The 24,969-nt window shown below is 66.8% G+C and carries 23 protein-coding genes; 11 read left to right on the top strand and 12 right to left on the bottom strand.

What is annotated here, in order from left to right; all coding sequences use genetic code 11:
* Positions 1-4: 4 nt before the first annotated feature.
* The 4 genes from fliQ to cckA are packed head-to-tail and all read left to right on the top strand — an operon-like array spanning position 5 to position 4,213.
* Complete coding sequence (fliQ, locus tag BLR19_RS10160; protein WP_017505641.1) at positions 5-268, top strand: flagellar biosynthesis protein FliQ; 264 nt, start codon at positions 5-7, stop codon at positions 266-268.
* The gene (gene fliR / locus BLR19_RS10155; RefSeq protein ID WP_066629549.1) at positions 268-1,041 is read left to right on the top strand and encodes a flagellar biosynthetic protein FliR; all 774 of its coding nucleotides are present in this window, start codon (positions 268-270) and stop codon (positions 1,039-1,041) included. The genes fliQ and fliR overlap by 1 nt, the downstream gene beginning before the upstream one ends.
* The gene (flhB, locus tag BLR19_RS10150; RefSeq protein WP_091750338.1) at positions 1,034-2,110 is read left to right on the top strand and encodes a flagellar biosynthesis protein FlhB; all 1,077 of its coding nucleotides are present in this window, start codon (positions 1,034-1,036) and stop codon (positions 2,108-2,110) included. Before fliR ends, flhB begins: the two co-directional genes overlap by 8 nt.
* A 51-nt stretch (positions 2,111-2,161) precedes the next feature.
* Positions 2,162-4,213, top strand: a complete 2,052-nt coding sequence (gene cckA / locus BLR19_RS10145) for a cell cycle histidine kinase CckA (RefSeq protein ID WP_091750335.1) — start codon at positions 2,162-2,164, stop codon at positions 4,211-4,213.
* Positions 4,214-4,234: 21 nt separating this feature from the next.
* On the opposite strand, the gene BLR19_RS10140 is transcribed toward cckA, so the two are convergent.
* The 3 genes from BLR19_RS10140 to chpT all read right to left on the bottom strand — a co-directional run bounded on the left by BLR19_RS10140 (position 4,235) and on the right by chpT (position 6,187).
* A complete protein-coding gene (locus BLR19_RS10140) occupies positions 4,235-5,050 on the bottom strand; it encodes a CheR family methyltransferase (RefSeq protein WP_091750332.1) in 816 nt (271 codons plus the stop codon).
* The gene (locus tag BLR19_RS10135; protein ID WP_017505646.1) at positions 5,047-5,424 is read right to left on the bottom strand and encodes a response regulator; all 378 of its coding nucleotides are present in this window, start codon (positions 5,422-5,424) and stop codon (positions 5,047-5,049) included. The genes BLR19_RS10140 and BLR19_RS10135 overlap by 4 nt, the downstream gene beginning before the upstream one ends.
* A 91-nt stretch (positions 5,425-5,515) precedes the next feature.
* Positions 5,516-6,187 (bottom strand): histidine phosphotransferase ChpT, encoded by a 672-nt coding sequence (chpT, locus tag BLR19_RS10130; protein WP_091750329.1) that lies wholly within the window; start codon positions 6,185-6,187, stop codon positions 5,516-5,518.
* 95 nt (positions 6,188-6,282) lie between these two features.
* Between chpT and cysQ the strand changes: the two genes are divergently transcribed.
* Positions 6,283-7,110: a 3'(2'),5'-bisphosphate nucleotidase CysQ gene (cysQ, locus tag BLR19_RS10125; protein ID WP_017505648.1), complete on the top strand. Its 828-nt coding sequence runs from the start codon at positions 6,283-6,285 to the stop codon at positions 7,108-7,110.
* 3 nt (positions 7,111-7,113) lie between these two features.
* Here the strand turns inward: cysQ and BLR19_RS10120 are convergent, their stop codons facing one another.
* From BLR19_RS10120 to BLR19_RS10105, 4 genes are all read right to left on the bottom strand, one after another.
* Entirely contained in the window at positions 7,114-8,328 is a 1,215-nt protein-coding gene (locus BLR19_RS10120) for a hypothetical protein (RefSeq protein ID WP_091750326.1), read from the bottom strand.
* 106 nt (positions 8,329-8,434) lie between these two features.
* On the bottom strand, positions 8,435-8,779 hold the full coding sequence (locus BLR19_RS10115; protein ID WP_091750323.1) for a hypothetical protein: 345 nt from the start codon (positions 8,777-8,779) through the stop codon (positions 8,435-8,437).
* Between the two features lie 55 nt (positions 8,780-8,834).
* Positions 8,835-10,478 (bottom strand): peptide chain release factor 3, encoded by a 1,644-nt coding sequence (locus BLR19_RS10110; RefSeq protein WP_066629565.1) that lies wholly within the window; start codon positions 10,476-10,478, stop codon positions 8,835-8,837.
* A 31-nt stretch (positions 10,479-10,509) separates the two neighbouring features.
* The gene (locus BLR19_RS10105; RefSeq protein WP_218119380.1) at positions 10,510-12,114 is read right to left on the bottom strand and encodes a hypothetical protein; all 1,605 of its coding nucleotides are present in this window, start codon (positions 12,112-12,114) and stop codon (positions 10,510-10,512) included.
* Between the two features lie 200 nt (positions 12,115-12,314).
* Between BLR19_RS10105 and BLR19_RS14865 the strand changes: the two genes are divergently transcribed.
* The gene (locus tag BLR19_RS14865; RefSeq protein ID WP_165113816.1) at positions 12,315-12,461 is read left to right on the top strand and encodes a hypothetical protein; all 147 of its coding nucleotides are present in this window, start codon (positions 12,315-12,317) and stop codon (positions 12,459-12,461) included.
* Between the two features lie 18 nt (positions 12,462-12,479).
* Here the strand turns inward: BLR19_RS14865 and BLR19_RS10100 are convergent, their stop codons facing one another.
* Positions 12,480-12,854, bottom strand: coding sequence for a hypothetical protein (locus BLR19_RS10100; RefSeq protein WP_055753868.1), 375 nt, complete (start codon positions 12,852-12,854; stop codon positions 12,480-12,482).
* Positions 12,855-13,082: 228 nt separating this feature from the next.
* On the opposite strand from BLR19_RS10100, the gene BLR19_RS10095 reads away from it, so the two are divergent.
* Positions 13,083-15,227, top strand: a complete 2,145-nt coding sequence (locus BLR19_RS10095; protein WP_091750317.1) for a malate synthase G — start codon at positions 13,083-13,085, stop codon at positions 15,225-15,227.
* Here the strand turns inward: BLR19_RS10095 and BLR19_RS10090 are convergent.
* From BLR19_RS10090 to cysD, 3 genes are read right to left on the bottom strand one after another with little or no spacing between them, the layout of a single operon-like run.
* Positions 15,215-16,264, bottom strand: a complete 1,050-nt coding sequence (locus BLR19_RS10090; protein ID WP_091750314.1) for a mechanosensitive ion channel family protein — start codon at positions 16,262-16,264, stop codon at positions 15,215-15,217. The genes BLR19_RS10095 and BLR19_RS10090 overlap by 13 nt on opposite strands.
* Before the next feature lie 40 nt (positions 16,265-16,304).
* Positions 16,305-18,218 carry a sulfate adenylyltransferase subunit CysN gene (cysN, locus tag BLR19_RS10085; RefSeq protein WP_091750312.1) on the bottom strand — a complete coding sequence of 638 codons (1,914 nt, stop codon included), beginning with the start codon at positions 18,216-18,218 and terminating at the stop codon, positions 16,305-16,307.
* Entirely contained in the window at positions 18,218-19,159 is a 942-nt protein-coding gene (gene cysD, locus BLR19_RS10080) for a sulfate adenylyltransferase subunit CysD (RefSeq protein ID WP_176758325.1), read from the bottom strand. Before cysD ends, cysN begins: the two co-directional genes overlap by 1 nt.
* A gap of 177 nt (positions 19,160-19,336) precedes the next feature.
* Between cysD and BLR19_RS10075 the strand changes: the two genes are divergently transcribed.
* Positions 19,337-19,888: a lipocalin family protein gene (locus tag BLR19_RS10075; RefSeq protein WP_091750308.1), complete on the top strand. Its 552-nt coding sequence runs from the start codon at positions 19,337-19,339 to the stop codon at positions 19,886-19,888.
* 12 nt (positions 19,889-19,900) lie between these two features.
* Positions 19,901-21,223 carry a PQQ-dependent sugar dehydrogenase gene (locus BLR19_RS10070; RefSeq protein ID WP_091750305.1) on the top strand — a complete coding sequence of 441 codons (1,323 nt, stop codon included), beginning with the start codon at positions 19,901-19,903 and terminating at the stop codon, positions 21,221-21,223.
* 58 nt (positions 21,224-21,281) lie between these two features.
* On the opposite strand, the gene BLR19_RS10065 is transcribed toward BLR19_RS10070, so the two are convergent.
* On the bottom strand, positions 21,282-21,845 hold the full coding sequence (locus BLR19_RS10065; protein WP_143007362.1) for a hypothetical protein: 564 nt from the start codon (positions 21,843-21,845) through the stop codon (positions 21,282-21,284).
* A gap of 325 nt (positions 21,846-22,170) precedes the next feature.
* Here BLR19_RS10065 and BLR19_RS10060 point away from each other — a divergent pair, with 325 nt between their 5' ends.
* The gene (locus tag BLR19_RS10060; protein ID WP_091750296.1) at positions 22,171-23,970 is read left to right on the top strand and encodes a long-chain-acyl-CoA synthetase; all 1,800 of its coding nucleotides are present in this window, start codon (positions 22,171-22,173) and stop codon (positions 23,968-23,970) included.
* An 86-nt stretch (positions 23,971-24,056) separates the two neighbouring features.
* Positions 24,057-24,923, top strand: a complete 867-nt coding sequence (motA, locus tag BLR19_RS10055) for a flagellar motor stator protein MotA (RefSeq protein ID WP_055754172.1) — start codon at positions 24,057-24,059, stop codon at positions 24,921-24,923.
* Positions 24,924-24,969: the final 46 nt, after the last annotated feature.

The following is a 24,969-nucleotide window of genomic DNA, read 5'->3' as shown; positions in this document are numbered from 1 at the left end:
GCCGATGAACGGCGCGGAAGTTCTGGACGTCGGGCGCGACGCCATCTGGCTGACGATCCAGCTGTGCCTGCCGGTGCTGCTGGTCGGCCTGGTCGTCGGCGTGGTGATCGGCCTGTTTCAGGCCCTGACGCAGATCCAGGAACAGACCCTGATCTATGCGCCCAAGATCATCGCCATCTTCGTTTCGCTGATCCTGTTCCTGCCGCTGATGGGCGCCCTGTTGGGCGGCTTCATGCGCCAGATCGCGGCCCGCATCGCGGGGATGTAGTGGACGCTTATGCGACCGCTGATCAGGTCTGGGCCGGGGGGCTGATCTTCGCCCGGATCGCGGCGATCCTGATGCTGATCCCCGGCTTTGGCGAGGCCTATGTGCCCCCGCGCGTGCGACTGTCGCTGGCCCTGGTCATCAGTCTGGCGCTGTGGCCGGTGGTGCGCGGTTCGCTGCCGGGCCTGCCGGACAGCATGGGGCTGATGGTCGGGTGGATCATCCGCGAGGTGGTCGTGGGCCTGATGATCGGCCTTTTGCTACGCATGTTCATGAGCGCCCTGGCGACGGCGGGCGAGATCGTGTCGCTGCAGACGACGCTGAGCTTCGCCCAGACCGCCAATCCGATGCAGGCCCAGCCGGGTTCGACCATCGCCGCCTTTCTGGCCCTGCTGGGGGTGACGCTGCTGTTCGCCACCGACACCCATCACCTGTTCATCGCCGGCATGGTGGGCTCGTATCGGCTGATCTCGCCGGCCCAGCCGCTGATGATGGCCGACTTCACCCAGATGGCGGTGCGAACCTTGGGCGACAGCTTCCTGCTGGGCGTGCAGTTGTCGGCGCCGGTGCTGGTCTTCGCCTTGATCTTCAACCTGGCGTCCGGCCTTGTGGCGCGGGTCATGCCGTCGTTCCAGGTCTATTTCGCCGCCGCGCCCTTGAGTGTCATCCTGGGCCTGTCGATCTTCGCGCTGAGCCTGGGTGCGCTGGGCACCCTCTTCATCGACCGCTACCGCCGTCTGGCGGAGTATTTCGTGCTGGGAGGCCCCGGTGGCTGAAGGCGCGGATCCCGAGTCGAAAACCGAAGAGGCGACCCCGCGAAAGCTTGAGGACGCCCGAAAGAAGGGCGATGCGGCCAAGTCGCCCGACGTCGCCCAGGTGCTGTCGCTGGCGGGGGCGGCGGCGGTGATCCTGATGGGGGGAGGCTGGTTCGCCTCGTCCATCGCCGAACAGATGCTGCCCTTCATCGCCGCCCCGCACGAAATGCTGGGGGTGCTGAACTCGGGCGCGGGCAACCAGATCATGGTGCGCGCCGTCTGGGCCGTGGCGCCCTTTCTGGGCGCCGTCATGCTGGCGACCATCCTGGGCGGGGTCGGGGGCAATGTCGCCCAGTCAGGCCTGATCTTCACGGCCGAAAAGCTGAAGCCCAAATGGTCGGCGGTCAGTCCGATGCAGGGGTTCAAACGCATCTTCGGCCCCGACGGCCTGGCGCAGTTCGTCAAGACCTTCTTGAAGCTGATCGCCGTCTGCGTGGTGTGCTGGATGGTGTTGAAGCCGCACCTGCGCGAGTTCGAGAACATGGCCTCGATCAGTCCGCTGGCGATCCTGCCGCTGGCGCGCGACATGGCCATCTCGCTGTTCGTGGCCTCGATCATCCTGCTGGGCGCGACGGCCGGGGCGGACTTCATCTGGCAGAAGATGCGCTTCGCCAAGCGGATGCGGATGACCAAGGAAGAGCTGAAGGAAGACTTCAAACAGTCCGAAGGCGACCCGCACATCAAGGCCAAGCTGAAGCAGATCCGCATGCAGCGCAGCCGCCAGCGGATGATGGCCAATGTGCCAAAGGCCACCGTCATCGTGACAAACCCGACCCACTATTCGGTCGCCCTGCGCTATGAGCCGGATCAGGGCGACGGGGCGCCGATCTGCGTGGCCAAGGGCGTCGACGCCCTGGCCCTGCGCATCCGCGAAGTGGCGACCGAGCACGGCGTGCCGATCGTCGAGAACGTGCCGCTGGCGCGCGCCCTGTACGCCACCGTCGAGGTGGACGAGGTCATTCCGCGCGAACATTTCGACGCCGCCGCCAAGATCATCGGCTTCGTCTTCCAGTCCCGCAAGCGCCGGTAAGGCGGCGTCAGGATTTGGGCGTATGATCGCAACACTGATTCGCGAGGCTGTATGACGTCCACCCGCCGCCCTTCGTTCGACCTGTTGTCCGGCGTGATGGCGTTCGGCGTCGTGGCGGCGATCGCGGCCCTGGCCTACCCGGCGTTTCGCGCCAACCCGACCTCGGCGCCGGGACTTGTGCTGATTCTGACCGTGGGCGCGATCGCCCTGATCGGTCTGTTCGGCTTCCGCCGGGCGGCGGACGCCAAGCCGAGCAGCGACGCGGCCATCGAGGTGCTGGACGCCATGGCCGAACCGGCGGCGCTGGTGTGGGATTCAGGGCAGATCCTGGCCTTCAACGCCGCCTGGTCCGAGGCCAATGGGGCGACCGGCGCCCTGCCGCGCGGCAAGTCGGCCCAGGCGCTCTACATGGCCTTCGCCCAGGCGCGCAAAGGCGAGCCGGGCCGCGCCATCGTCATGATCGGACAGCGCGAGGTCGAGGTCGTCATCGGCCAGATCGGCGATGGAAAGACGGGCGAGGGACGGTTCCTGATGCGCGCTGCGCCGGACGCCGTCCTGCCCATCGCCGCCGCGCCCGTTCACACGCCCGCCGCCGCGGCGACCGGCGAGGCGCGCGCCATGGCCGCCGGGGCGCCGTTCGGCTCGGCCGTCATCGCCGGCGACGACCTGTTTTCAGGCCGGGCTGAAGAGGCCAATCCGGCGCTGGCGGTTCTGACCGGACCGGGGGCGGCGCGCGATGCGGCCTTCGGGCATCTGTTCGATCCGGGCGGCATCGCCGAGGCTCGGCTGAAGCTGGCGGGCGGATCGTCGGGCCCTATCGAACTGGTCGCGCGGGCCTATCCCGACAAGATGCTGCATCTGTACGTGGCGCCCGAGGGCGACAAGCGGCGCATCTGGCTGTTCGACGTCTCGGGTCAGAAGTCGATGGAGCTGCAGCTCAACCAGGCCCAGAAGATGCAGGCCGTGGGCCAGCTGGCCGGGGGCGTGGCGCACGACTTCAACAATCTGCTGACGGCGATCCAGCTTCAGCTGTCGGGTCTGCTGGAACGGCACCCAGTGGGCGATCCTTCGTACGAGGGGCTGAACGAGATCCGTCAGACGGCCATTCGCGCGGCCGATCTGGTGCGCAAACTGCTGGCCTTCTCGCGCAAGTCGACGGTCCGGCGCGAGCGGCTGGACCTGGGCGAACTGGTCGGCGAGTTCGCCATCCTGCTGCGGCGGCTGCTGCGCGAGGACGTGCGGCTGGAAACCGACTACGGACGCGACCTGCCGGTCGTGCTGGCCGACAAGTCTCAGCTGGAGACGGCGGTGATGAACCTTGCCGTCAATGCGCGCGACGCCATGCGCGGCGTGGTCGAGCCGGGCGCCGGCGTCGTCACCATCGCCACGCGCCGCCTGACGGGCGACGAGGCGCGGGCCCTGGGTTGGGTCGATGCGCCGACGGACGAGGTGGCCCTGATCGAGGTGTCGGACACCGGACCCGGCGTGCCGCCCGAACTGGCGGACAAGATCTTCGAACCCTTCTTCACCACCAAGGCGGTGAACGAGGGCACCGGCATGGGCCTGGCCACCGTCTATGGCATCGTGCAGCAGGCGGGCGGCCATATCACCGTCAGCAATATCGAGGGGGCTGGAGCCGCCTTCCGCATCTTCCTGCCGGCGGCGGGCGAGGCGGAGCTGGCCGAGGTTCAGCCGGTCGAGGTCAAGGCCAAGGCCCCGCGCGACCTGTCGGGCGCTGGCCGCATCCTGTTCGTCGAGGACGAGGACGCCGTGCGCGGCATCGCCGCCCGGCTGCTGCGTCAGCGCGGCTATGAGGTGATCGAGGCCGCCGACGGCGAGGAGGCCCTGCTGCTGGCCGAGGAACACGCGGGCCAGATCGACATGATGATCTCCGACGTCATCATGCCGGGGCTGGACGGGCCGTCCTTGCTGAAGAAGGCGCGCAAATATCTGGGCGACGCGCCGGTCATGTTCATTTCGGGCTATGCCGAAAGCGACTTCTCGGACCTGCTACAGGACGAGACGGGCGTGTCCTTCCTGCCCAAGCCGCTGGACATCAAGACGCTGGCGGAGCGGGTGAAGCAGGAGTTGCACGCGGGCTGATCGCCCGCATGAAGGGCGGGGTCAGGCGGCGCGGCGAAGCGCGGACGGCGCCTTGACATAAAGGCCCCGGCGGCCGTTCACAGCGCGGAAGGCGACCGTCTCGCCTTCCAGACTTTCGTCCGCGCCCAGAAGCAGGCAGCCGTCATCGACCAGGCGGCGTTCCAGTCCGTCGAGAAGACGCGCCCGACGCGACGGGTCCATATCTGTCATGACGTTTCGGCAGAAGATCACGTCGAAACGGGCGTCATCGGTCGGTTCGTCCAGCAGATTGGCGCGACCGAAACGCACGGCGTCGGCCAGTTCGGCCTTGACGATCCACTGGTCTTCCCGCGGTTCGAACCAGCGCAGCATGGTCTTGGCCGTGAGCCCGCGCTGGATCTCGAAGCCGGTGTAGAGGCCCGAGCGCGCCTTCTCGATCGCGCGCTGCGACAGGTCGGTGGCGACCAGATCGACATCGACGCCGATCTCCCTGGCCGTCATGGCGATGGACCAGGCCTCCTGGCCGGTCGAGCAGCCGGCCGACCAGATCTTGATCCGTCCGTCGGGCCGCGCCTTGGACAGGGCCGGCAGCAGTTCGGTTTCGAGAATGCGGAAAGGGGTGCGGTCGCGACGGAACCAGGTCTCGGCGTTCAGCAGGGCCTCGATCACCGACCAGGCCAGCGAGGCGACCGGATTGGCCCACAGGTTCGTCAGCAGAGCCTCGACATTGGCGTAGCCCTCGCGCCGCGCGATCGGACCCAGCCGGTGTTCGGCCAGGTGGATCCGATCCCGCGACAGCCGATAGCCGGCGCGGGTGGCGAGAAGGGACTGCAGCTTGTCGAAGTCCTCAGGCGTCATGCGGCGATCGCTCCGACCTCCGTCAGCTTGGACTGCAGGATTTCGCCGTCGAACGGCTTCATCACATAGTCGTCGGCGCCGGCGGCCAGGGCTTCGGCGATCCGCTCGGGGCGGGTCTCGATCGTGCAGAACAGCACCTTGGGTTGCTTGCCGCCCGGCATGGCGCGCAGGCGACGCAGGAAGGTGATGCCGTCCATCACGGGCATGTTCCAGTCCACCAGCAGGACGTCGGGCATGGCGCCGGTGCAATAGGCCAGGGCTTCGGAGCCGTCCGCCGCCTCATCGACCTCATAGCCCAGGCCCTCGACGATGCGACGCGCAACCTTGCGGATGATGCGGCTGTCGTCGACGATCAGGCAGGTTCGGAAGTCCAAGGTCGATCCCTCAATGACACGACGGCTTTCGCCCGTGGCGCATGGACTGTTTTTATCTCAAACGCCAGTTAATGAGTCGTTTGGAAACGCCTCAGGCGGGCATTCGCGCGACCAGTGCGACCTTTCCGTCTTCAACCTTGACGCGTAGAGCGCCGCCGGCCTCGTTCACGGTCAGCCACAGCCAGTAGGGCTGGATCCATTGGCCGGCCAGGCCCTCGACCAGACGTTCGCCGGCTAGACCCGTGACGGCCTCGGGCTTCAGCCGGGCGCGAGCGCCCTCGGCGAAGCCTTCCAGATAGAGCAGGCCGTCTTCCACCCGCGACTGAATGGTGGCGACGCCGCCCATCGGCAGGGCGCCGACGGTCAGATAGGCGAGGTTGGTCAGGGCGCGGGCCTGGGGCTTGGTGAACTCGCCGTCGGCGATGCGCCAGTCCAGCGAGGCGCGGCCGCCCTGGACCATGCCTGACACCAGGCCTTCGATCTCGCGGGCTGTGAACCGTTCGCTGGTGGTGGCGGCGCCGAAGGCGACACGGGCGAAATGCACCAGGGCGACCATCTTGCGCGCGCTCTGTTCGATCAGGGCCAGGGCGTCGTCGCGCATGTCCTGGGCCGTCGGATCCTGCATCAGGTCCAGGCCGGAAACGATGGCGCCTGACGGGCTGATAAAGTCATGGCACAGCTTGGCCGCGATGTAGGTCGCCAGCTCCGTCCCATCGACGGGAAGGTCCAGCGGAGCGGCGTCTGCGTCGTGGGTCGGGGTCATAGGTCTGGCGCGCTCAGGTCACAGTTCGTGTCGCGCGCGAAGTTGGAGTGATTTGCCGGTTCATGGAACCGCCCGGATGGTCTATCGACCCGCCAATGACGACCTCTTCCACACCTGCTCTTGAGCGCGATCTGACGTCCGGCGCGCTGTCCCTGGCCATCGCCGAGATCGCAGAGGAGGCCGCGCGGCTGATCCTGCCCTATTGGCGCGCAGGCACGGCGGTCGAGACCAAGTCCGACGACAGCCCGGTGACGCAAGCGGACCGGGCGGCTGAGGCTCTGATCCTGGAACGGTTGGCGGCCCTGTATCCGGGCGTGCAGACGGTGGCGGAGGAGGCCGTGTCGGCCGATGGCGCGCCTGAAACCGCCGAGGACTGGTTCTGGCTGATCGATCCGCTGGACGGCACGCGCGGCTTCGTGCGCGGCGGCGAGGCCTTCACCGTCAATATCGCCCTGATCCATGACGGCTATCCGGTCGCGGGCGTGGTGACGGCGCCGGCGACGGCGACGACCTGGCGCACCGACAAGCCCGAGGGCGGCGCCTTCCGGCGTCAGTTCGGCGCCCTTCAGGCCGGCGAGGCGCATTCGGGCGAGGACTGGCGTCCGATCCGGGTGCGCGACCGGCCGCAGGAAGGCATGGCCCTGCTGAGCCACAGCGTCACCGACGAAGAGGCGACGCGTCTGGCCGCCCGTCACGGCTGCTCGCGCTGGCAGGGGACGGATTCGTCGCTGAAGTTCTGCCTGATCGCCGAGGGGCGGTTTGACGCCTATCCGCGCACCGGTCCGACCTCGGAATGGGACACCGCAGCGGGCCAGGCGGTGCTGGAAGCCGCCGGCGGGCGGGTTCTGGCCGATGACGGGCAGCGGATGGCCTATGGAAAGACGCGGTTCCTGAACGGGGCCTTCGTCGCCATGGGCGGCTGAGGTCTAGGCCCTCAGAAGCGCCTCGGCGCGATCGGCAAGGGCGTCGACGCCCATTTCCCGGGCCGTCATCGCCGCCTCGCCCAGGATCAGCCCCAGATCGGTCGGGACGACGCCGCCCAGCCGATGCCGCGCCAGCATGATCTCGGCCATACCGATCTGATCGGCGGCCCAGTCGAGCGGCGTCGCCGTCGCCATGCGCGCCCGCAACCGGGTCTCCAGCGTCATCAGGGCGGTCAGGTTCTTGACCGCCTCTGCCAAGGCCACCTCACGCGTGATGCGCCGCTCGCGCGCCAGGGCGCCGATGATCAGTTCGCCGCCCTGCGTCAGGGCTTCCGCCTGGGTCAACAGCATCAGCGGCTGGGCGTCGTCGCCGACACGCAGCACCTGGATCGCGGCCCAGTCCAGCGGGCTGTGATCCGGCGTGAACTGATCGGCGGCGGCGTCGAACATGATCCGCCCCTGGTTGCGGGCCTCGTCATGCCCCGCAATGGCGGCTAGGGCTGACAGGCCAGCGCCGCACAGAGCGAGGGCGCGGGCGCGGGTCAGGGGGCGATGGTCAGGGGATGCGGCCTCGACCAGGGCGCCCAAGTCGCGGCCGGCCTGATCCAGAAGATGCACGTCGCGCTGCACCACGCCCATTTCCAGCGACAGGGCCGCGCGATCCATACGCAGATCCATGTCCTCGGCGTCGTCTCTGCGCACCGCCTCATCCATCAAGACAGCCGCCTGATGAAGGCGGGCGATGTCGCCGCTCAGCCGGGCGGTGCGGACCGTGAGCCGGGCGTGAAGCGCGGCCATGCCGACCGCGATGCGTCGGCTGCGCGGCTGCCCGACCGCCGCAAGGGTCGTCGCCGCGCGGTCCAGACGGCCGGGGTCGCCGCACAGATCAAAGCGCAGCATCAGCACCGCCGCCTTGGCCATGGCGGCCCGCGCGATCTGATCCTCGCCCACGGCTGAACGCGCCAAGCTGTCGGCGCAGCGTTCGGCCCGGTCCAGACTGTCGGCGGCGCCGGTGCGCCGGGCGTGTTCGCGCCACAGGGCGCAGGCGCGGTTCTCGGTCTCGAAGGGACGAGCGCAGGAGACGCGTCCGGCGTCCGTGGCCTCGCGTCTCGCCTCGGCGCGCAGCAGATCCGCGCCGATCAGTTCGACCCAGCCCAGGTCTTCGCTCTCTCGCGCCTGGGCGAAGAGTTTTCGAAGATCACGGCCGAATTCGAACATGCTGGACCTCGGTTATCCCGCTTCGGGACGCAGACTGCGTCACCTGCGGCGTCCAATGCAAACGCAGCGCCGGGAATGCGGTTCGGCTTGGCCTTAAGCCGACGACCTAGTCGAGTTTCGGCGTCTTCTGCTGGCAGCGTTGCAGATTGGCGCGGGCCTCGGGCGCCTCGGCGTTGAGCTGACGCACCGCGGTGATGCGCGCGCGGGTCTGATCGGCCTCCGCGGCCGGCGCCGTCTTGCCCGCCGCCGTCGCGGCCTGCATGGCCGCCAGGGACCAATAGAGCGCGGCGTCATACAGCCGACGCCCCTGGGCGCTCTCGCCGCCTTCAAGCTCGGACGCGGCCTGGGTCAGGCCCGCACAACGCACCGCCTCCTCATACGAAACCAGCCCCACGGAAGGGGCGGCCTGCAGCATAAAGACGGTGCTGGCTAGGGCGAGAAGCGTCGACATGACCTCAGAATGGCTCAGCTACGTGACCAAAGGAAGTCGTTAGCGGCGCCCGGCCTTAGCCGCGCTCCTTCGTCTTGGTGAAGGCGATCTTGGGGAAGCGTTCGCCGACATAGCCGGTCTCCCAGCTCGACTTGGCCAGGAAGACCGGGGCCTGATCGATGTCGCGCGCCATCTGGGGGCGGTATTTGCCGCTGAAGTCCTCGACGTCCGCGTCGGAGCCCTCCGCGCCTGGAGCGATCCAGCGCGCTTCGGCATAGGGGGAGGGTTCGAAGACGACGTCCAGGCCGTACTCCTCGCCCAGGCGGTCGGCCATGACTTCGAACTGCAGCTGGCCCACGGCGCCGACGATGAAGTCCGAGCCGATTTCGGGACGGAACAGCTGGGTCACGCCTTCCTCGGCCAGACCTTCCAGCGCCTTCTTCAGGTGTTTGGCCTTCAGGGGATCCTTCACGCGAACCCGTTGCAGGATTTCCGGCGCAAAGTTCGGCAGGCCGGCGAAACGGACCACGCCGCTCTCCGACAGGCTGTCGCCGACGCGCAGCACGCCGTGGTTCGGAATGCCGATCACGTCGCCGGCGAAGGCGTCGTCGGCCAGTTCCCGATCCGAAGCGAAGAACATGATCGGCGCATTGACCGACAGCGACTTGCCGGTGTTCTGCACCTTCAGCTTCATGCCGCGCTTGAAGGCGCCCGACGCCATACGGAACATCGCGATCCGGTCGCGGTGGTTGGGGTCCATGTTCGCCTGGACCTTGAACACGAAGCCGGTGACCTCGTTCGAACCCGGCTCGACCTCGGTCTCGACAGGGGCGGGGGCGTTGCGGGTCTCGGGTGGGGATTCCTTTTTGGCCTTCATGACCTTGGGCGCCGGGGCCCAGTCGCCGATGGCCTTCAGCAGTTCGTCGATGCCGAAGTGACGAAGCGCCGATCCCCACAGCACCGGCGTCATGTGACCTTCCAAGAAGGCCTGGCGGTCAAAGGCCGGATAGCCGCCCTCGACCAGTTCGACGGCCTCGGCCAGGTTGTCTTGTTCGCCCGCCTCGAAATACTGCGCCGCCTGGTCCAGCGGCAGGGCGGGGGGGTGTTCGGGATCCTCGGCCGAACCGGCGGCCTTGCGGGTGTAGGGCTGGAACCGGCCGGTCCCGACCTCGACCATGCCGCGCAGGCGATTGCCGCTCTCGGCCGGCCACCAGATCGGGGCGGGGTCCAGCTGAAGGCGTGACGCGATGTCGTCCAGCAGAGCCATCGGGTCCTGGGCCTCGCGGTCCAGCTTGTTGATGAAGGTGATGATCGGGATGTCGCGCAGGCGGCAGACCTCGAACAGCTTCAGCGTCTGCGGCTCGATCCCCTTGGCGGCGTCCAGCACCATGATGGCGCAGTCGGCGGCGGTCAGGGTGCGATAGGTGTCTTCGGAGAAGTCCTCGTGCCCGGGCGTATCGAGCAGGTTGAACATCTTGCCGTCGTGCTCGAACGTCATGACCGAGGCGCTGACCGAGATGCCCCGCTCCTTCTCGATCTTCATCCAGTCCGAACGCGTGCGGCGGTTCTCCCCGCGCGCCCGCACGGCGCCGGCCGCACGAATGGCGCCGCCGGCCAACAGAATGTGCTCGGTCAGGGTCGTCTTGCCCGCATCCGGGTGGGCGATGATGGCGAAGGTCCGGCGGCGCGCCGCTTCTTCAGGCAGGGTCAAGGAAGACATGGCGCGCGACTACCCTGCCGCGCGCCGAAAGTCACTCGTTGGCGGGAGATGGGGCGGATTCAGAGGGTGTTTGCGGAGGGGTTTCCGGCTCCGGCTCGCTGATCTGAGGCGCTTCGGCGTCTTGCGTGATCTCCGGCAAGGCCTGGCCCTTTTCGATGGCGGCGATCATGCCGCTTGCGAAGATGGAAGCGGCGCCGCCGTGCGGATTGTTAGCCACCGGTTTCAGCACCGCGATCGCCTCTTCCGGCTTGCCGGTTTTCACCAGGGCGTCCGCATAGGGGAAGCGCACCGCCGCCAGTTGAGGGGCGCGATCCAGCGCCAGGCCCAGGGTCAGCAAATCGTTTTCGTTAGGATAGCCGGGCTGGGTCCGACGGAGTTCGGACATCAGCATAAGGGTGCGGTAGTCGTTCTGACCGGCTGCATAGGCGCGAGAGAGATAGCCGCGCGCCTGGAAGCGCAGCGCCTGAGCCTGGTCGTCGTCTTCGGCCTCGCGCGCTTGTTTGAGCCGCTCCTGCGCCAGGAACTGCAGGGCTTCGACATGGTTCGGATTGATTTCCAGCAGGCGTTGAAGCGCACGTTCGCCAGCGGCGCGATCGCCGAAATGGAGACCGGCATGGCCGGCTGCGAGCAAGGCCAAAGGATCGTCGCCATGCCGGGCCGCCAGCCTGGCGACCTCTTGGCCCAAGGCCTGGCGATCTTCGTCAGGGACGCCGATCTTGAGCCGTTGATTGATGAGCAGGAGATCATCGGCGGCGGGCGACAGTCGCGTGACGACGATGTCGGCCGTTGGGAACTGGCCGCTGAGCGTTCTGCCCATCAGGCGACCACGGGTGTAGCGTCGAAGCGCGACCTGAAGGTCACGAAGCGACATGCCAGTGGAAGCCTCCATCGCAGCTACGGAGTCCTCACCGCCCGAAACGCGCTTCAGATAGTCTTCCAACTGCTCCAGGCGCGCAGGATCGCTGATGAACCAGTGGGTCAGCAGCCAGGCGATCGGATAGTAGGTCGCTTTCTGACTCTCGGATCGAACTTCACCCGGACGCTTGGTCAGCAGGACATCAAGCGGGATCCAGGTTTCCGCCATAATCCAGTAGGCGCGGTTCTGGTTGAACTGGCCCAGCTGAACTTTCCGATCTCGGACGTCGATGTCTGCGGTCATGTAGTATTCGGCAAAGCCTTCGACGAACCACGCCGGGTAGGATCCGGGGAAGTTGCCCAGCATGAAGTGGTGGGCGTATTCGTGCATCAGGATGTCGTCGCCCGACATCCCGCCGTCGCCGTCGCCTCTGATGGCGACCGCAAAGATATCCTCTTCCGTCGGGAAGTAGGTGCCCATCGTGTTTTCACCGCTCTGCGGGTGCACACGCGTCAGGCCTCGGCGACCGCCGACGAGATAGATCGGCATTTTGCGCTGCGGCTCATCCGAGATCGAGCCGCCGTGTCGGACCTGCATGACACGATCGAAAATCTCGAGTTTTTGGACGTAATCGCGCAGGGCGCGCTCGCCGCCGTCGCTATAGACGATGAAGCGTTCGCTTTCGGCCCGCAGCCAGTCCGCCCGTGCTGGCTGAGCCATTGCGGCAAACACAATCGATCCCACCGCCGAAATGGCGCAGGTTACCAGCTTCGAACTCATACAATCAGTCCCGAACATCCCGTGAGGGCGAAGGTGCAACTTCCACGCGCCGACGTCCAGCCGATTGGTCCACGTAAAATAACCCCTCGCCACGAAGGGCTATCGGAGTCATGCTCGGTTCTGGAGGAGACGATCAGGCCGTCAGAGTCCGACGCTCCCCTCCCGGATCGATCCGGGATAATAGGGAAAGGACAAGGACGATGGCTGTCATCCATCCTCAAGACCGTATCGCCCATGCGCCGCGTGAGCGGGCGCCGCTGCATCCGGCGGTGGGGCTGGTCGTCGGCTTCGGCTTTATCGTAGCCGTGGCGACGCTGGTCCATGTGGTGTTCAACGCCGTCTTCTGACGGCGTTTCAGGCCGCGATTAGGCGGCCAGGCGGTTCCAAACGGCGCGGTCGGCAGAGACGGCGTCGAGGCGACGGCCCTTGGCCTGAAGCTGGCGCATCACCTGTTCGGGCAGGGTGCAGAAACGCGGCTCGACCAGGTCGGGATTGCAGGCGGGTGCCGGCGCCGCGAACAGGGCGGCGTTCACGTCCGGGCTGCGCTCGGCGATCAGCCAGGCTAGGCGACGGGCGCGTTCGGGATCGTTGCGGTGAAGCAGCGGGTCCTCGGCGAACAGTTCGCAACCCAGTTCCAGCAGATAGTCCAGACCCAGCTTCTCGAACCGGCGCGCGTCGGCGGGCGTGACCGGGCAGGCCTCGTCCAGGTCGAACACGACATCGTTCAGAAGAAACAGCATGGGCGAGACGCTCGACTGACCGGACGCGAGTTCGTCCGTAAGCTCACAATAGGCGCCGTCGCTTGCAGTCCCGTTCACGGACGCGGTTAAGCGTTTGTGACCAGCCGGCTGTCGCCGTGGACGAAAAGCGACGGCGATGACGCGACGTGACCCTTGCGCCAGTGTGCGGCCTCGGCTTACCTGATCACGCATTGTTACAGGCCGGCGTCGCGCCGGAGAGAGGCCGTCATGACGACCCATGAAGATCGCGCCGGGCTGAAGGTCGCGGGCGAACTGATCGCCCTGATCGAGCAGGATGTACTGCCAGGGCTGGGGCTTGATGCGACGGCCTTCTGGAGCGGGGCGGCGGCGATCTTCGAGCGGTTCGTGCCCGAGAACCGTGCGCTGCTGGCGCGACGCGACGCCTTGCAGGCCCAGATTGACGACTGGCATCGGGCGCGGCGGGGCCAGCCGTATGATGTGGCGGCGTCGCAGGCCTTCCTGAAAGAGATCGGCTATCTGGTCGAGGAGCCGGCGCCGTTCACGATCGGGACCGAAGGCGTGGACGCCGAGATCGCGCGCATGGCCGGCCCGCAGCTGGTCGTGCCAGTGCTGAACGCCCGCTTCCTGCTGAACGCCGCCAATGCGCGGTGGGGCAGCCTGTATGATGCGTTTTACGGCACCGATGCGTTGGGCGACCTGCCGGCCGGCGGCGGCTATGACGCAGCGCGCGGCGCGCGGGTCGTCGCGCGGGCCAAGGCTTTTTTGGACGAGGCGGCGCCCCTGGCGGAGGGTTCGCATACGGATGTCGCCGGCTGGTCGGTAATTGATGGCGCACTGTCGCCCGCGTTGAGGGATGCAGGACAGTTCGTCGGTTTTACCGGCGAGACGACGGCGCCGTCTTCGATCCTGCTGGTCAACAACGGGCTGCACATCGAACTGGTGATCGACCGCAGCCATCCGGTGGGGCGCAGCGATGCGGCGGGGCTGGCGGACGTGGTGCTGGAATCGGCCCTGTCGACCATCGTCGATCTGGAGGATTCCGTCGCCGCCGTCGATGCGGCGGACAAGGCCGAGGCCTATCGCAACTGGCTGGGTCTGATGCGCGGCGATCTGTCGGCGACGTTCAACAAGGGCGGCGAGACCCTGACCCGCGCTCTGGAGCCGGATCGCCAGTGGACCACGCCGGACGGGTCGTCGGTGATCCTGAAGGGCCGCAGCCTGCTGTTCGTGCGCAATGTCGGGCATCTGATGACGACCCCTGCCATTCGTCTGGCTGACGGGTCGGAGGCGCCCGAGGGGATCCTGGACGCGATCGTGACCAGCCTGATCGCGCTGTATGACATCAAGGGTCTGGGCGGGTTCGGCAATAGCGCGACGGGCTCTGTCTATATCGTCAAACCCAAGATGCACGGGCCGGAAGAGGCCGCCTTCACCGACCGGCTGTTCGATGCGGTCGAGGATCTGCTGGCCCTGCCACGTCATGCGATCAAGGTCGGGGTGATGGACGAGGAACGGCGGACCTCAGCCAATCTGGCGGCCTGCATCCAGGCAGTGAAGGACCGGATCGTCTTCATCAATACCGGCTTTTTGGACCGCACCGGCGACGAGATCCATACGGCCATGCAGGCCGGGCCGGTTGTCCGAAAGGCGGACATCAAGTCCAGCGCCTGGATCGCGGCCTATGAGGCGAGGAACGTCGCCATCGGCCTGAAATGCGGCCTGTCCGGCAAGGCCCAGATCGGCAAGGGGATGTGGGCGGCGCCGGACCGGATGGCGGACATGCTGGAGCAGAAGATCGGCCACCCGAAGACGGGCGCGAACACCGCCTGGACGCCCTCGCCGACGGCGGCGACGCTGCATGCGCTGCACTATCATGCGGTCGATGTCTTCACGGTCCAGAAGAATGTGGCCGGGCGCGACACGCCGGGGCTGGAGGCCTTGCTGACCCCGCCCTTGGCGAACGGCGTCAACTGGTCCGGGGACGATGTGGCGGCCGAGTTGGACAACAACGCCCAGGGCATACTGGGCTATGTCGTGCGCTGGATCGATCAGGGGGTGGGGTGTTCCAAGGTGCCGGACATCCACGACATCGGCCTGATGGAGGACCGGGCGACGCTGCGGATCAGTTCGCAGCATATCGCCAACTGGCTGCTGCACGGGGTCTGCACGGCCGATCAGGTTGAGGCGGCCTTCCAGCGCATGGCGGCCAAGGTGGATGGGCAGAATGCGGGCGATCCGCTGTATCGGCCGATGGCGACGGACCCGGATAACAGTCTGGCCTATCAGGCGGCGCGGGCGCTGGTGTTCGAAGGCGTCGAGCAGCCGAACGGTTATACCGAGCCGTTGCTGCATGCCTGGCGGTCGAAGGCCAAGGCGGCTCAGTCCGTCTGACGCGCCTTGGGCGGAGCGGGCGGTTCCGGCGTCTCGGCCTCGTCGTCGGCCATGACGTCGTCGGCGGCGTCGTTGGCGGTTCGGGCGGGACTTTGCGGGCCGGTCGGTCGCGGCGGTGACCCGACGCCGTAGCCGAGGCGCTTCAAGGCCTCCTCGCCGTCCAGGCCGAAGGCGGTGCGCAGGCGAAGATCGGTCTGGGGCACCGGCACCTCCACGCCCGCTGCGTCCAGGGCGTCGGCGATCAGCCAGGTGTAGGCGGCGTGCATGGCCGCCGGGCGTTTGACGGCGTCGCGCGTCGGCCAGACCACCAGTTCGAACGACAGGCCCCGATCGCCGAAGGCCACCAGCCAGACCTGGCTTTTGCGGGCCTCCGTCTCCGGCAGGGTGAAGGGGCTGGCGCGGGCGGCGGCCAGAACCGCATCGCGCACCTGTCCCCGTTCCGACCCATAGCCGACGGTGAAGGGCACATGGATGCGACGGGTGTCGCCCTTCATCGTCCAGTTGGTCACGGGCTGTTCGATGAAGCGCGAGTTGGGCACCAGCACATTGACGTTGTCATTGGTGCGGACACGGGTGGCGCGAGGGCCGATCTCCATGATGGCGCCGCGAATGCCGATGTCCTCGATCTCGATATAATCGCCGACCGACACCATCCGGTCGAAGATCAGGAACAGGCCGGAGACGAACTCCTTGACCACGCCCTGCAGCCCGAGACCCACGCCGATGCCCAGCGCGCCGGCGAAGACGGTCAGGGACGACAGGTTCAGCCCCGCCGCCGACAGGGCCGACATGATCCCCACGACGATGATGCCATAGCCGGCCAGACGCTCCAGCAGATAGATCGCTTGACGACTGCGGTCCGAGCGCTCGCGCACCCGGCGCAGCGACCGCGTCACCAGCCAGTGGGCGGCGAAGGCGATCAGGAGGATCACGCCCGCGCTGACCAGACCGCCCAGCGTCAGATTGATCCCGGCGATGCGGGCGATCTGCGACCGCTCGATAGTGTCGAGGCCCAGCTTCTGGATCGGATTGGTCATCGCGTCCTAGAGCGTCCGGCGAACGGTCAAGGTTCCGAACCTAGATGGCGAAGTCCTCGGTCGAGAAGCCCCCGTCCAGCCAGGCGACGATGCGCTCGGCGGCGTCCTCGGGCGACATGGTGGTGGTGTCCACGACGATCTCGGGGTGTTCGGGCGCTTCATAGGGGCTGTCGATGCCGGTGAAGTTTTTGAGCTCTCCCGCGCGGGCCTTCTTGTACAGGCCTTTGACGTCGCGGGCCTCGGCCACCGCCAGGGGCGTGTCGACGTGGACCTCGACGAACTCGCCCTCGCCCAGCAGGTCGCGGGCCAGACGGCGCTCGGCGCGGAAGGGCGAGATGAAGCTGACCAGGACGATCAGGCCCGCGTCCACCATCAGTTTCGACACCTCGGCGACGCGGCGGATGTTCTCGACCCGGTCCTCCTCCGTAAAGCCCAGGTCGCGGTTCAGGCCGTGGCGGACATTGTCGCCGTCCAGCAAATAGGTGTGGCGACCGTCGGCGTGCAGCCGCTTTTCCACCAGATCGGCGATGGTCGACTTGCCGGCGCCGGACAGGCCGGTCAGCCAGACGACTCGGCCCGTCTGGTTCTTGATCGTGGCGCGCGCGTCCTTGTCGACCGACAAAGCCTGCCAATGGATGTTGTGGGCGCGGCGCAGGGCGAAGTGCAGCAAACCCGCCCCGACCGTGCGGTTCGAGATCCGGTCGATCAGGATGAAGCCGCCCAGATCCTTGTTCTGGGCATGGGAGGCGAAGGCGACGGGGGCGTCCAGCGACAGGTTGCAGACGCCGATCTCGTTCAGCTCCAGCCGCTTGGCCGGCTGCTGCTCCAGGGTGTTGACGTTCACCTTGTGCTTGGGCTCGGTGATCGTGGCGCCCACCAGTTTGGCGCCGATCTTGAGCAGGTAAGGCCGGCCCGGCAGCAGGGGTTCGTCGTCCATCCAGACCACCGTGGCCTCGAACTGGTCGGCCGCCTCGGGCGGGGCGTCGGCGCTGGCAAGGACATCGCCGCGCGAAACATCGATCTCGTCGGCCAGGGTCAGGGTGATCGACTGGCCGGCCACGGCCAAGCTCAAGTCGCCGTCGGCGGTGACAATGCGGGCCACGGTCGAGGTCTTGCCGGACGGCAGGACGCGCACCGGATCGCCCGGCCGCACGGTCCCGGCGGCGATCTGGCCGGAGAAGCCGCGGAAGTCGAGATTGGGCCGGTTGACCCACTGCACCGGCAGGCGGAAGGGGTCGGCCTGAAGAGCGTCCCCGACCTCCAGCGTTTCCAGCAGGGTCATCAGCGGCGGCCCGGCGTACCACGGCGAATGAGCGCTGGGTTCGGTGATGTTGTCGCCGCGCAGGGCCGACATCGGAATGGCGTCGAACGTCTTCAGCCCGATCTGACCGGCGAAGACGCGGAAGTCGGCGACGATGGAGTCGAACACAGCCTGGGACCAGCCCATGAGGTCCATCTTGTTCACCGCCAGGATGACGTGGCGGATGCCCAGCAGGCTGACCAGATAGGCGTGGCGGCGGGTCTGGGTCAGCACACCGCGCCGGGCGTCGATCAGGATGACGGCGGCGTCGGCGGTCGAGGCGCCGGTGACCATGTTGCGGGTGTACTGCTCGTGACCCGGCGTATCGGCGACGATTAATTTGCGCGTTTCGGTCGAGAAGAAGCGATAGGCGACGTCGATGGTGATGCCCTGTTCCCGCTCGGCCGCCAGGCCGTCGACCAGCAGGGCGAAGTCGATGTCGCCGCCCTGGGTGCCGACGCGGCGACTGTCCGCCTCCAGCGCCGCCATCTGATCCTCGAAGATCATCTTGGAATCGTAGAGCAGCCGCCCGATCAGGGTGGACTTGCCGTCGTCCACGCTGCCGCAGGTGATGAAGCGCAGCAGGCTCTTGTGTCGGTGGGCGTCCAGATAGGCGTCGATGTCGCGCGCGATCAGGTCGGACTGGTGAGCCATCAGAAATAGCCCTCCTGCTTCTTCTTCTCCATCGAGGCGGATTGGTCGTGGTCGATCATCCGGCCCTGCCGCTCGGATGTGGTGGTCAGAAGCATTTCCTGAATGACCTCGGACAGGGTCGCGGCCGTACTCTCGACCGCCCCGGTCAGGGGGTAGCAGCCCAGGGTGCGGAAACGGACGGACTTCATCTTCGGCGTCTCGCCGGGGCGCAGCCGGAACCGGTCGTCATCGACCATGATCAGGGCGCCGTCCCGCTCCACCACCGGCCGTTCGGCGGCCAGATACAGCGGCACGATGGGGATCCGCTCCAGGTGGATGTATTGCCAGACGTCCAGCTCGGTCCAGTTTGAGATCGGGAAGACGCGGATGCTCTCACCGGGCTTTTTGCGCGTGTTGTAGAGCCGCCAGAGTTCGGGCCGCTGGTTCTTGGGGTCCCAACGGTGTTCGGTGGTGCGGAAGGAGAAGATGCGCTCCTTGGCGCGCGATTTCTCCTCGTCGCGACGGGCGCCGCCGAAGGCCGCGTCGAAGCCGTAATGGTTCAGAGCCTGTTTCAGACCTTCGGTCTTCCACAGGTCCGTGTGCAGGGCCGAGCCGTGATCGAAGGGGTTGATTCCGCGTGCGATGGCGTCGGGGTTCTGGTGGACCAGCAGTTCGACGCCCAGATCGGCGGCGGCCTGTTCGCGCAGCGCGTACATGGCGCGGAACTTCCACGTCGTGTCGACGTGGAGAAGCGGAAAGGGCGGCCTGGACGGATAGAAGGCCTTCTTCGCCAGATGCAGCATGACGGCTGAATCCTTGCCGATCGAATAGAGCATGACCGGGCGCTCGGCCTCGGCCGCCACCTCGCGCAGGATGTGGATGCTTTCGGCCTCCAGGCGCTGAAGGTGCGTCAGGCGCGGCGCGGACAGGGTTGGGTTCGCAGTCAGAATGGCAGTATCCACCGAGGGTCTCCGTCGAGCGGAGGTGACAACGCCAATGTGCGACGTAAGACAAGCGATTGATACTGCCACGTCCTGTGAGATTTCCGACCTGACGGGCAAGAGGTCCAAGAACAGCGTTGTGACGTAGAGGAACCAGGGTCGCGGAAAGCGGCTTATGGCATCAAAACGGAAACGCCCATGTCCAGCCTGAAATCCTACGCCGCATCCGCCGCCGCCGCGATCGCGCTGGCGGGATGCGTGACCGCACCGTCCCCGTCCGAATATCGCGCGCCGCAGCCGGCCAAGCCGGTGGATGTGCAGCGTCTGTGGTCCGGGCGCTGGCACGAGATCGCGCGCCTGCCGGATCGGCTGACCGACGGCTGCGTCGCCGGCGCGTCGATCTATACGCCGGTCGAGGGCACGCGGGTCGACGTGCGCGACACCTGTCAGGTCGGCACGCCGGACGGCAAGGAAAAGGCCATCGGCGGGCGGGGCGAAATCCTCGATCCGGGCACCAACGCAAAACTCAGGGTGAGATATCTGGCCGGGTTCGTGACCTGGGACTATTGGGTGCTGGATCGGGCGGACGACTACAGTTGGTTCATCTCGGCTGATCCGACCTTCAATCGCCTGTTCATCTACACGCGCGATCTGCCCAGCGAGCAGCAGGTGCGTGCCTTGACCGAACGGGCGCGGGCCCTCGGATACGACGTCAGTCGACTGGAGTTCCCGGCCCAACCGGCGCGGTAAGGATCAAAGGCCATGCGCTCTTCCCGGACGGTTCTGTTCGCCTCGACACTGCTCGCGACAGTGATCGGTCTGGGGGCCTGCGCGGGCGGGACAGCCTTGCCCGTCGCGGCGGGGTTTGGGCCGGACCCGCAACTGCCGGCGCCGCGTCAGGGCTTGTTGCCGACCGTCAATATCGCCCCGGCGTCGAGCTGGCCCGAAGGCGCGACGCCGGTCGCGGCGGCGGGTTTGCGCGTACAGGCGTTCGCGACAGGCCTGGATCACCCGCGCTGGCTCTATCGCCTGCCCAACGGCGACATTCTGGTCGCGGAGTCGAATGCGCCGCCCAAGCCCGAAGACAAGAAGGGCGGTCTGCGTGGCTGGGTGATGGGCAAGGTCATGGCCAAGGCCGGCGCCGGCGTCCCGAGCCCCAACAAGATCGTCTTGCTGCGGGATGCGGACGGCGATGGCGCAGCGGAGATCAGGACCGATTTCCTGACCGGCCTGAACTCGCCCTTCGGCATGGCTCTGGTCGGCGACCGGCTGTACGTCGCCAATGCCGATGCGGTGGTGGCCTTCCCGTATCGGAGCGGCCAGACGCGCATCGACGCTGCGGCGATAAAGATCACAGTCCTGCCCGCCGGCCGCAATCACCACTGGACCAAGAGCCTGGTCGCCAGCCCGGACGGCCGGCGGCTTTATGTCGGGGTCGGCTCCAACTCCAACGTCGGCGAAAACGGCCTGGATGAGGAAGTCGATCGCGCCGCCATACTGGAGATCGATCCGGCCACGGGCGCGCGGCAGGTCTATGCTTCGGGCCTGCGCAATCCGGTCGGCATGGACTGGAACCCGCAGACCGGCCAGCTGTGGGTGGCGGTCAACGAGCGTGATGAGATCGGCGACGATCTGGTGCCAGACTATATGACCTCGGTGACGCCGGGCGCCTTTTACGGCTGGCCGTGGAGCTATTACGGCCAGACGGTCGATACGCGCCCACCCGCCAATCCGGCAATGGTCGCGCGCGCGATCCGACCGGACTACGCCCTAGGGGCGCACACGGCGTCGCTTGGGCTGACGTTCGGACAAGGCGCGAGCCTGTTGCCGCCAGCCCTCCGCTCGGGCGTTTTCGTCGGCCAGCACGGGTCGTGGAATCGCAGCGTGCGCAGCGGCTACAAGGTGATCTTCGTGCCGTTCGTCGATGGGCGTCCCGCCGGGCCGCCGCAGGATGTTCTGACTGGATTTCTGAACGCCCAGGGTCAGGCTCAGGGCCGGCCCGTCGGGGTGCAGATCGACCGGCAAGGCGCGCTGCTGGTCGCCGATGACGTGGGCAATGTCATCTGGCGCGTCAGCGGCGCTTGAACCGCGATCATAGAAAAAGCCCCGGCCGAAACCGGGGCTTTCCATTATTCTGCTGAGATCAGTTCAGCGGCTGGACCGTGATCGCCGGAACGGCGGGCGTGGTCACGACCGGAGCCGGGGTCGAGGCGGCCGGCGCGGCGTTCAACCGGCTCGTGCCCGACGTCGAAGCGGCCGGAGCGGTGTACGGTTGCGGACCCGCAGGCGTAGCCGGCGTCTCAACACGGGCGGCGGCGGGCCGTTCGACGGCAGGCGCAGCGCGACGGGCCACGGGTTCGGCGCGGCGAGCGACCGGCGCAGGCGCAGCAGCCGGCGTCGGAGCCGCAGCCGGCGTGGGCGCGACCTCGGTTGGGTCGGGCGTGACCGGCGCCTGCGCGGCCGTCATCGCGGCGGGCGCGGTCTGCATGGCCGGTGCAGCGGTCTCGGCGGGCTGGGCCGGAGCGGCCTGTTCGCCGCCCATCATCATGGCGACGCCGCTGCCCAGCAGCACCACCGCGCCGATCGGGGCAAGGATCATCCAGGTCTTCACGGACTTCCTGGACTTGGTCGTGCGGGCGTAGCGCGGGACGAAGGTCGTGTCCTCAGCGCGGGCTTCGGTATTGGCGTTGGCATAGGTCATAGACATTATTTCTGTCCTCCGTAACGTCGATCAACCAACCCGCCGTCCCGCAACGCCGTTCCGCGTAAAGGGCAAAAGCCCCGAAGAAACACCGTTTCCGCCCGGAATGCGGCGAAGACCGTGCGCGCGTCCGCCGCATTTGCCGTCAATGCGGCAATAAAAAGCAGGGCGGCGCTCTGGATTTCCGCCGCGTCAACCGAACAAATGGATCACGGCCGGACGGCAATTCGTCGGGTTCGCGACGGATTGCGGACCCTACGGTTGACCCGACAGGCCGCCTTCGTCCATCACCGGACGGGAGCGAACACGCATTGACCGGAGTACGGCGCGCATGGGTTTTGTAGCCAATATCCGTAGGGATGTCCGGTTCGCGCGCGGCCTGTTCCGTCTGTTGAAACGCATCAAGCCGATCGAGTTGGACAGCGACGTCCTGCTGTGTGACGACTTCGAAGAAGCCGTCGACAAGTTCGCCGACAACATCGCCATCGACGACGGTCAGCGCACCCTAACCTATCGCGACCTGGACGCCATGGCCAACCGCTTCGCCCACTGGGCCAAGAACCGGGGCCTGCGTCGCAGCGACACCATCGCCCTGATGATGACCAACCGGATCGAGTATCTGGCGGCGTGGATCGGCTTCTCCAAGGTCGGCATCGCCACCGCCCTGATCAACACCAATCTGAACGGGCAGGGGCTGGCCCACTGTCTGGCCATCTCCAAGGCCTTCAACGTCGTCGCGGATGAGGATTGCTGGCGTCAGATCGAGGAGGCGCGGCCTCTGGTCGACCACAACCTGGCGCTCTGGGTTCTTGGCCTGACCGACGATCTGGAAACCAGCGACCGTCGCGGACTGGACAAGCCCGTGCGCGGCGGGTCCTCGGTGCGGCCGTCCAAGTCGGCGCGCGAAGGCCTGACCAACCGCGACACCGCCCTTTATATCTACACCTCCGGTACGACCGGTCTGCCCAAGGCGGCGCGCATCCCGCATTCGCGCGCCCGGACCTATATGCGCGCCTTCGCCGGCGCCACGCGTTCGACGCCCGAGGACCGGATCTTCAACGTCCTGCCGCTGTATCACTCGACCGGCGGCTTGGTCGGCGTGGGCGCGGCGTTGCTGAACGGCGCGCGGCTGGTAATCCGCAAGAAGTTCTCGGCCAGCACCTTCTGGCCCGACGTGCGCTCGTCGGGCGCGACCATGTTCGTCTATATCGGCGAGCTGTGCCGCTATCTGGTCAACTGCCCGCCGCACGAGGACGAGACCAAGCACAAGCTGCGTCTGGCGTTCGGCAACGGGCTGCGCGCGGATGTCTGGCCGGACTTCCAGAGCCGGTTCAAGATTCCTGACATCCTGGAGTTCTACGGCTCGACCGAAGGCAATGTCTCGCTGTTCAACTTCGACGGCAAACAGGGCGCGATCGGTCGGGTGCCGAGCTTCCTGAAGTCGCAGATCAATATTCGCCTGGTCGAATTTGACGTGGAGAGCGAACAGCCCATCCGCGGCTCGGACGGCCTGTGTCGCCTGGCGCGCGTCGGCGAGGTCGGCGAGGCCATCGGCCTGATCGGCAACGACATCCGCCACGACTTCTCGGGCTATGCCGACAAGGCCGCCTCGCAGAAGAAGATCCTGACCGATGTGTTCAAGAAGGGCGACCGCTGGTTCCGCACCGGCGACCTCATGAAGCAGGACAAGGAAGGCTATTTCTACTTCGTCGATCGGATGGGCGACACCTTCCGCTGGAAGGGCGAGAACGTCTCGACCTCAGAGGTCGAACAGGTGCTGATGGACGCGCCGGGCGTCACCGAGGCCATCGTCTATGGCGTGCCCGTTCCGGCCCAGGACGGCAAGGCCGGGATGGCGGCCCTGGTTGTGCAGGGCAAGTTCGACGCCCAGGCCTTCTCCGACCATGTCGAGGCAAAGCTCCCTGCCTATGCCCAGCCGGTGTTCGTGCGGCTGATCAAGTCGGCCGAGACGACCGGCACCTTCAAATATCGCAAGGCCGATCTGGTGGTCGACGGGTTCGATCCGTCCAAGACCGGCGCCGCTCTCTACGTGCGGGGCGGGGCGACGGGCTATCAGAAGCTGACGGCGGCCGGTCGCAACGCCATTCTGAAGGGCGAAACGCGTCTGTAACGACTGGGAAGGCGGCGTTCGCGAAACGCCGTCTTAATGATTAATGGCGATAGTCCCGACCTCTCGCGTCAGGATTGTTCGCCCCCATGTTCCAGATCATCGGCATCGTGCTGCTGTTCGGCCTCGTCTTCGGCAGCTACGCCATTTCGGGCGGCAAGTTCGAAGTGATCCTGCACGCCGCGCCGCACGAGCTGATGGCCATCGGCGGGGCGGGCATCGCCGCGTTCCTGATCTCCAACTCCCTGCCGGTGATCAAGGGGTCCATGGCGGGGCTGGGCAAGACCTTCGCCGGGCCGAAGTGGAAGAAGCAGGACTATAAGGACCTGCTGTCGCTGCTGTTCCAGCTGACCAAGACGATGAAGTCCAAGGGCGTGGTGGCGCTGGAAAGCCATATCGAAAAGCCCAAGGAATCGACCATCTTCCAGAAGTATCCCAAGGTGCTGAAGGACCATTTCGCCGTCGACTTCATCTGCGACACCCTGCGGATGATGACGATGAACCTGGAGGATCCGCACCAGGTCGAGGATGCGATGGAAAAGCAGCTCGAAAAGCATCACCACGAGCATCTGGAAAACGCCCACGCGCTTCAGAACCTGGCCGACGGCCTGCCTGCTCTGGGCATCGTCGCGGCCGTGCTGGGGGTCATCAAGACCATGGGTTCGATCACCGAGCCGCCCGAGGTTCTGGGCGGCATGATCGGCGGCGCCCTGGTCGGCACCTTCATGGGCGTGTTCTTGGCCTATGGTCTGGTCGGTCCGTTCGCGGCGCGCCTGACGGCGATCATCAACGAGGAAGCGGCCTACTATAAGATCATTCAGTCGGTGCTGGTCGCCCACCTGCACGGCAACGCCGCCCAGATTTCGGTCGAGATCGGCCGGGGCGACATCCCGTCGTCGGCGCAGCCGTCGTTCGGCGAGATGGAAGAGGCGCTGAACAGCATCACCGCCGACTGATCCCGACTTTCCTGATCTTAACTTGCCCTGCTGCGCGCGGCGGCCC

It is taken from the genome of Brevundimonas sp. 374, from assembly GCF_900102995.1.
Classification (GTDB): Bacteria; Pseudomonadota; Alphaproteobacteria; order Caulobacterales; family Caulobacteraceae; genus Brevundimonas; species Brevundimonas vesicularis_C.
The sequence above is the reverse complement of the archived record's forward strand: the minus strand, read 5'-3'. Positions and strand labels throughout refer to the sequence as shown.

Coding starts and splice junctions, on each gene's coding strand:
- BLR19_RS14865 (WP_165113816.1), top strand. CDS start 12,315: ATGGCTGTCATCCATCCTCAAGACCGTATCGCCCATGCGCCGCGTGAG.
- fliQ (WP_017505641.1), top strand. CDS start 5: ATGAACGGCGCGGAAGTTCTGGACGTCGGGCGCGACGCCATCTGGCTG.
- BLR19_RS10075 (WP_091750308.1), top strand. CDS start 19,337: ATGTCCAGCCTGAAATCCTACGCCGCATCCGCCGCCGCCGCGATCGCG.
- BLR19_RS10070 (WP_091750305.1), top strand. CDS start 19,901: ATGCGCTCTTCCCGGACGGTTCTGTTCGCCTCGACACTGCTCGCGACA.
- BLR19_RS10110 (WP_066629565.1), bottom strand. CDS start 10,478: ATGTCTTCCTTGACCCTGCCTGAAGAAGCGGCGCGCCGCCGGACCTTC.
- BLR19_RS10100 (WP_055753868.1), bottom strand. CDS start 12,854: ATGCTGTTTCTTCTGAACGATGTCGTGTTCGACCTGGACGAGGCCTGC.
- chpT (WP_091750329.1), bottom strand. CDS start 6,187: ATGACCCCGACCCACGACGCAGACGCCGCTCCGCTGGACCTTCCCGTC.
- cysQ (WP_017505648.1), top strand. CDS start 6,283: ATGACGACCTCTTCCACACCTGCTCTTGAGCGCGATCTGACGTCCGGC.
- motA (WP_055754172.1), top strand. CDS start 24,057: ATGTTCCAGATCATCGGCATCGTGCTGCTGTTCGGCCTCGTCTTCGGC.
- BLR19_RS10095 (WP_091750317.1), top strand. CDS start 13,083: ATGACGACCCATGAAGATCGCGCCGGGCTGAAGGTCGCGGGCGAACTG.
- BLR19_RS10120 (WP_091750326.1), bottom strand. CDS start 8,328: ATGTTCGAATTCGGCCGTGATCTTCGAAAACTCTTCGCCCAGGCGCGA.
- cckA (WP_091750335.1), top strand. CDS start 2,162: ATGACGTCCACCCGCCGCCCTTCGTTCGACCTGTTGTCCGGCGTGATG.
- cysN (WP_091750312.1), bottom strand. CDS start 18,218: ATGGCTCACCAGTCCGACCTGATCGCGCGCGACATCGACGCCTATCTG.
- BLR19_RS10140 (WP_091750332.1), bottom strand. CDS start 5,050: ATGACGCCTGAGGACTTCGACAAGCTGCAGTCCCTTCTCGCCACCCGC.
- BLR19_RS10105 (WP_218119380.1), bottom strand. CDS start 12,114: ATGAGTTCGAAGCTGGTAACCTGCGCCATTTCGGCGGTGGGATCGATT.
- BLR19_RS10115 (WP_091750323.1), bottom strand. CDS start 8,779: ATGTCGACGCTTCTCGCCCTAGCCAGCACCGTCTTTATGCTGCAGGCC.
- BLR19_RS10090 (WP_091750314.1), bottom strand. CDS start 16,264: ATGACCAATCCGATCCAGAAGCTGGGCCTCGACACTATCGAGCGGTCG.
- BLR19_RS10060 (WP_091750296.1), top strand. CDS start 22,171: ATGGGTTTTGTAGCCAATATCCGTAGGGATGTCCGGTTCGCGCGCGGC.
- BLR19_RS10065 (WP_143007362.1), bottom strand. CDS start 21,845: ATGTCTATGACCTATGCCAACGCCAATACCGAAGCCCGCGCTGAGGAC.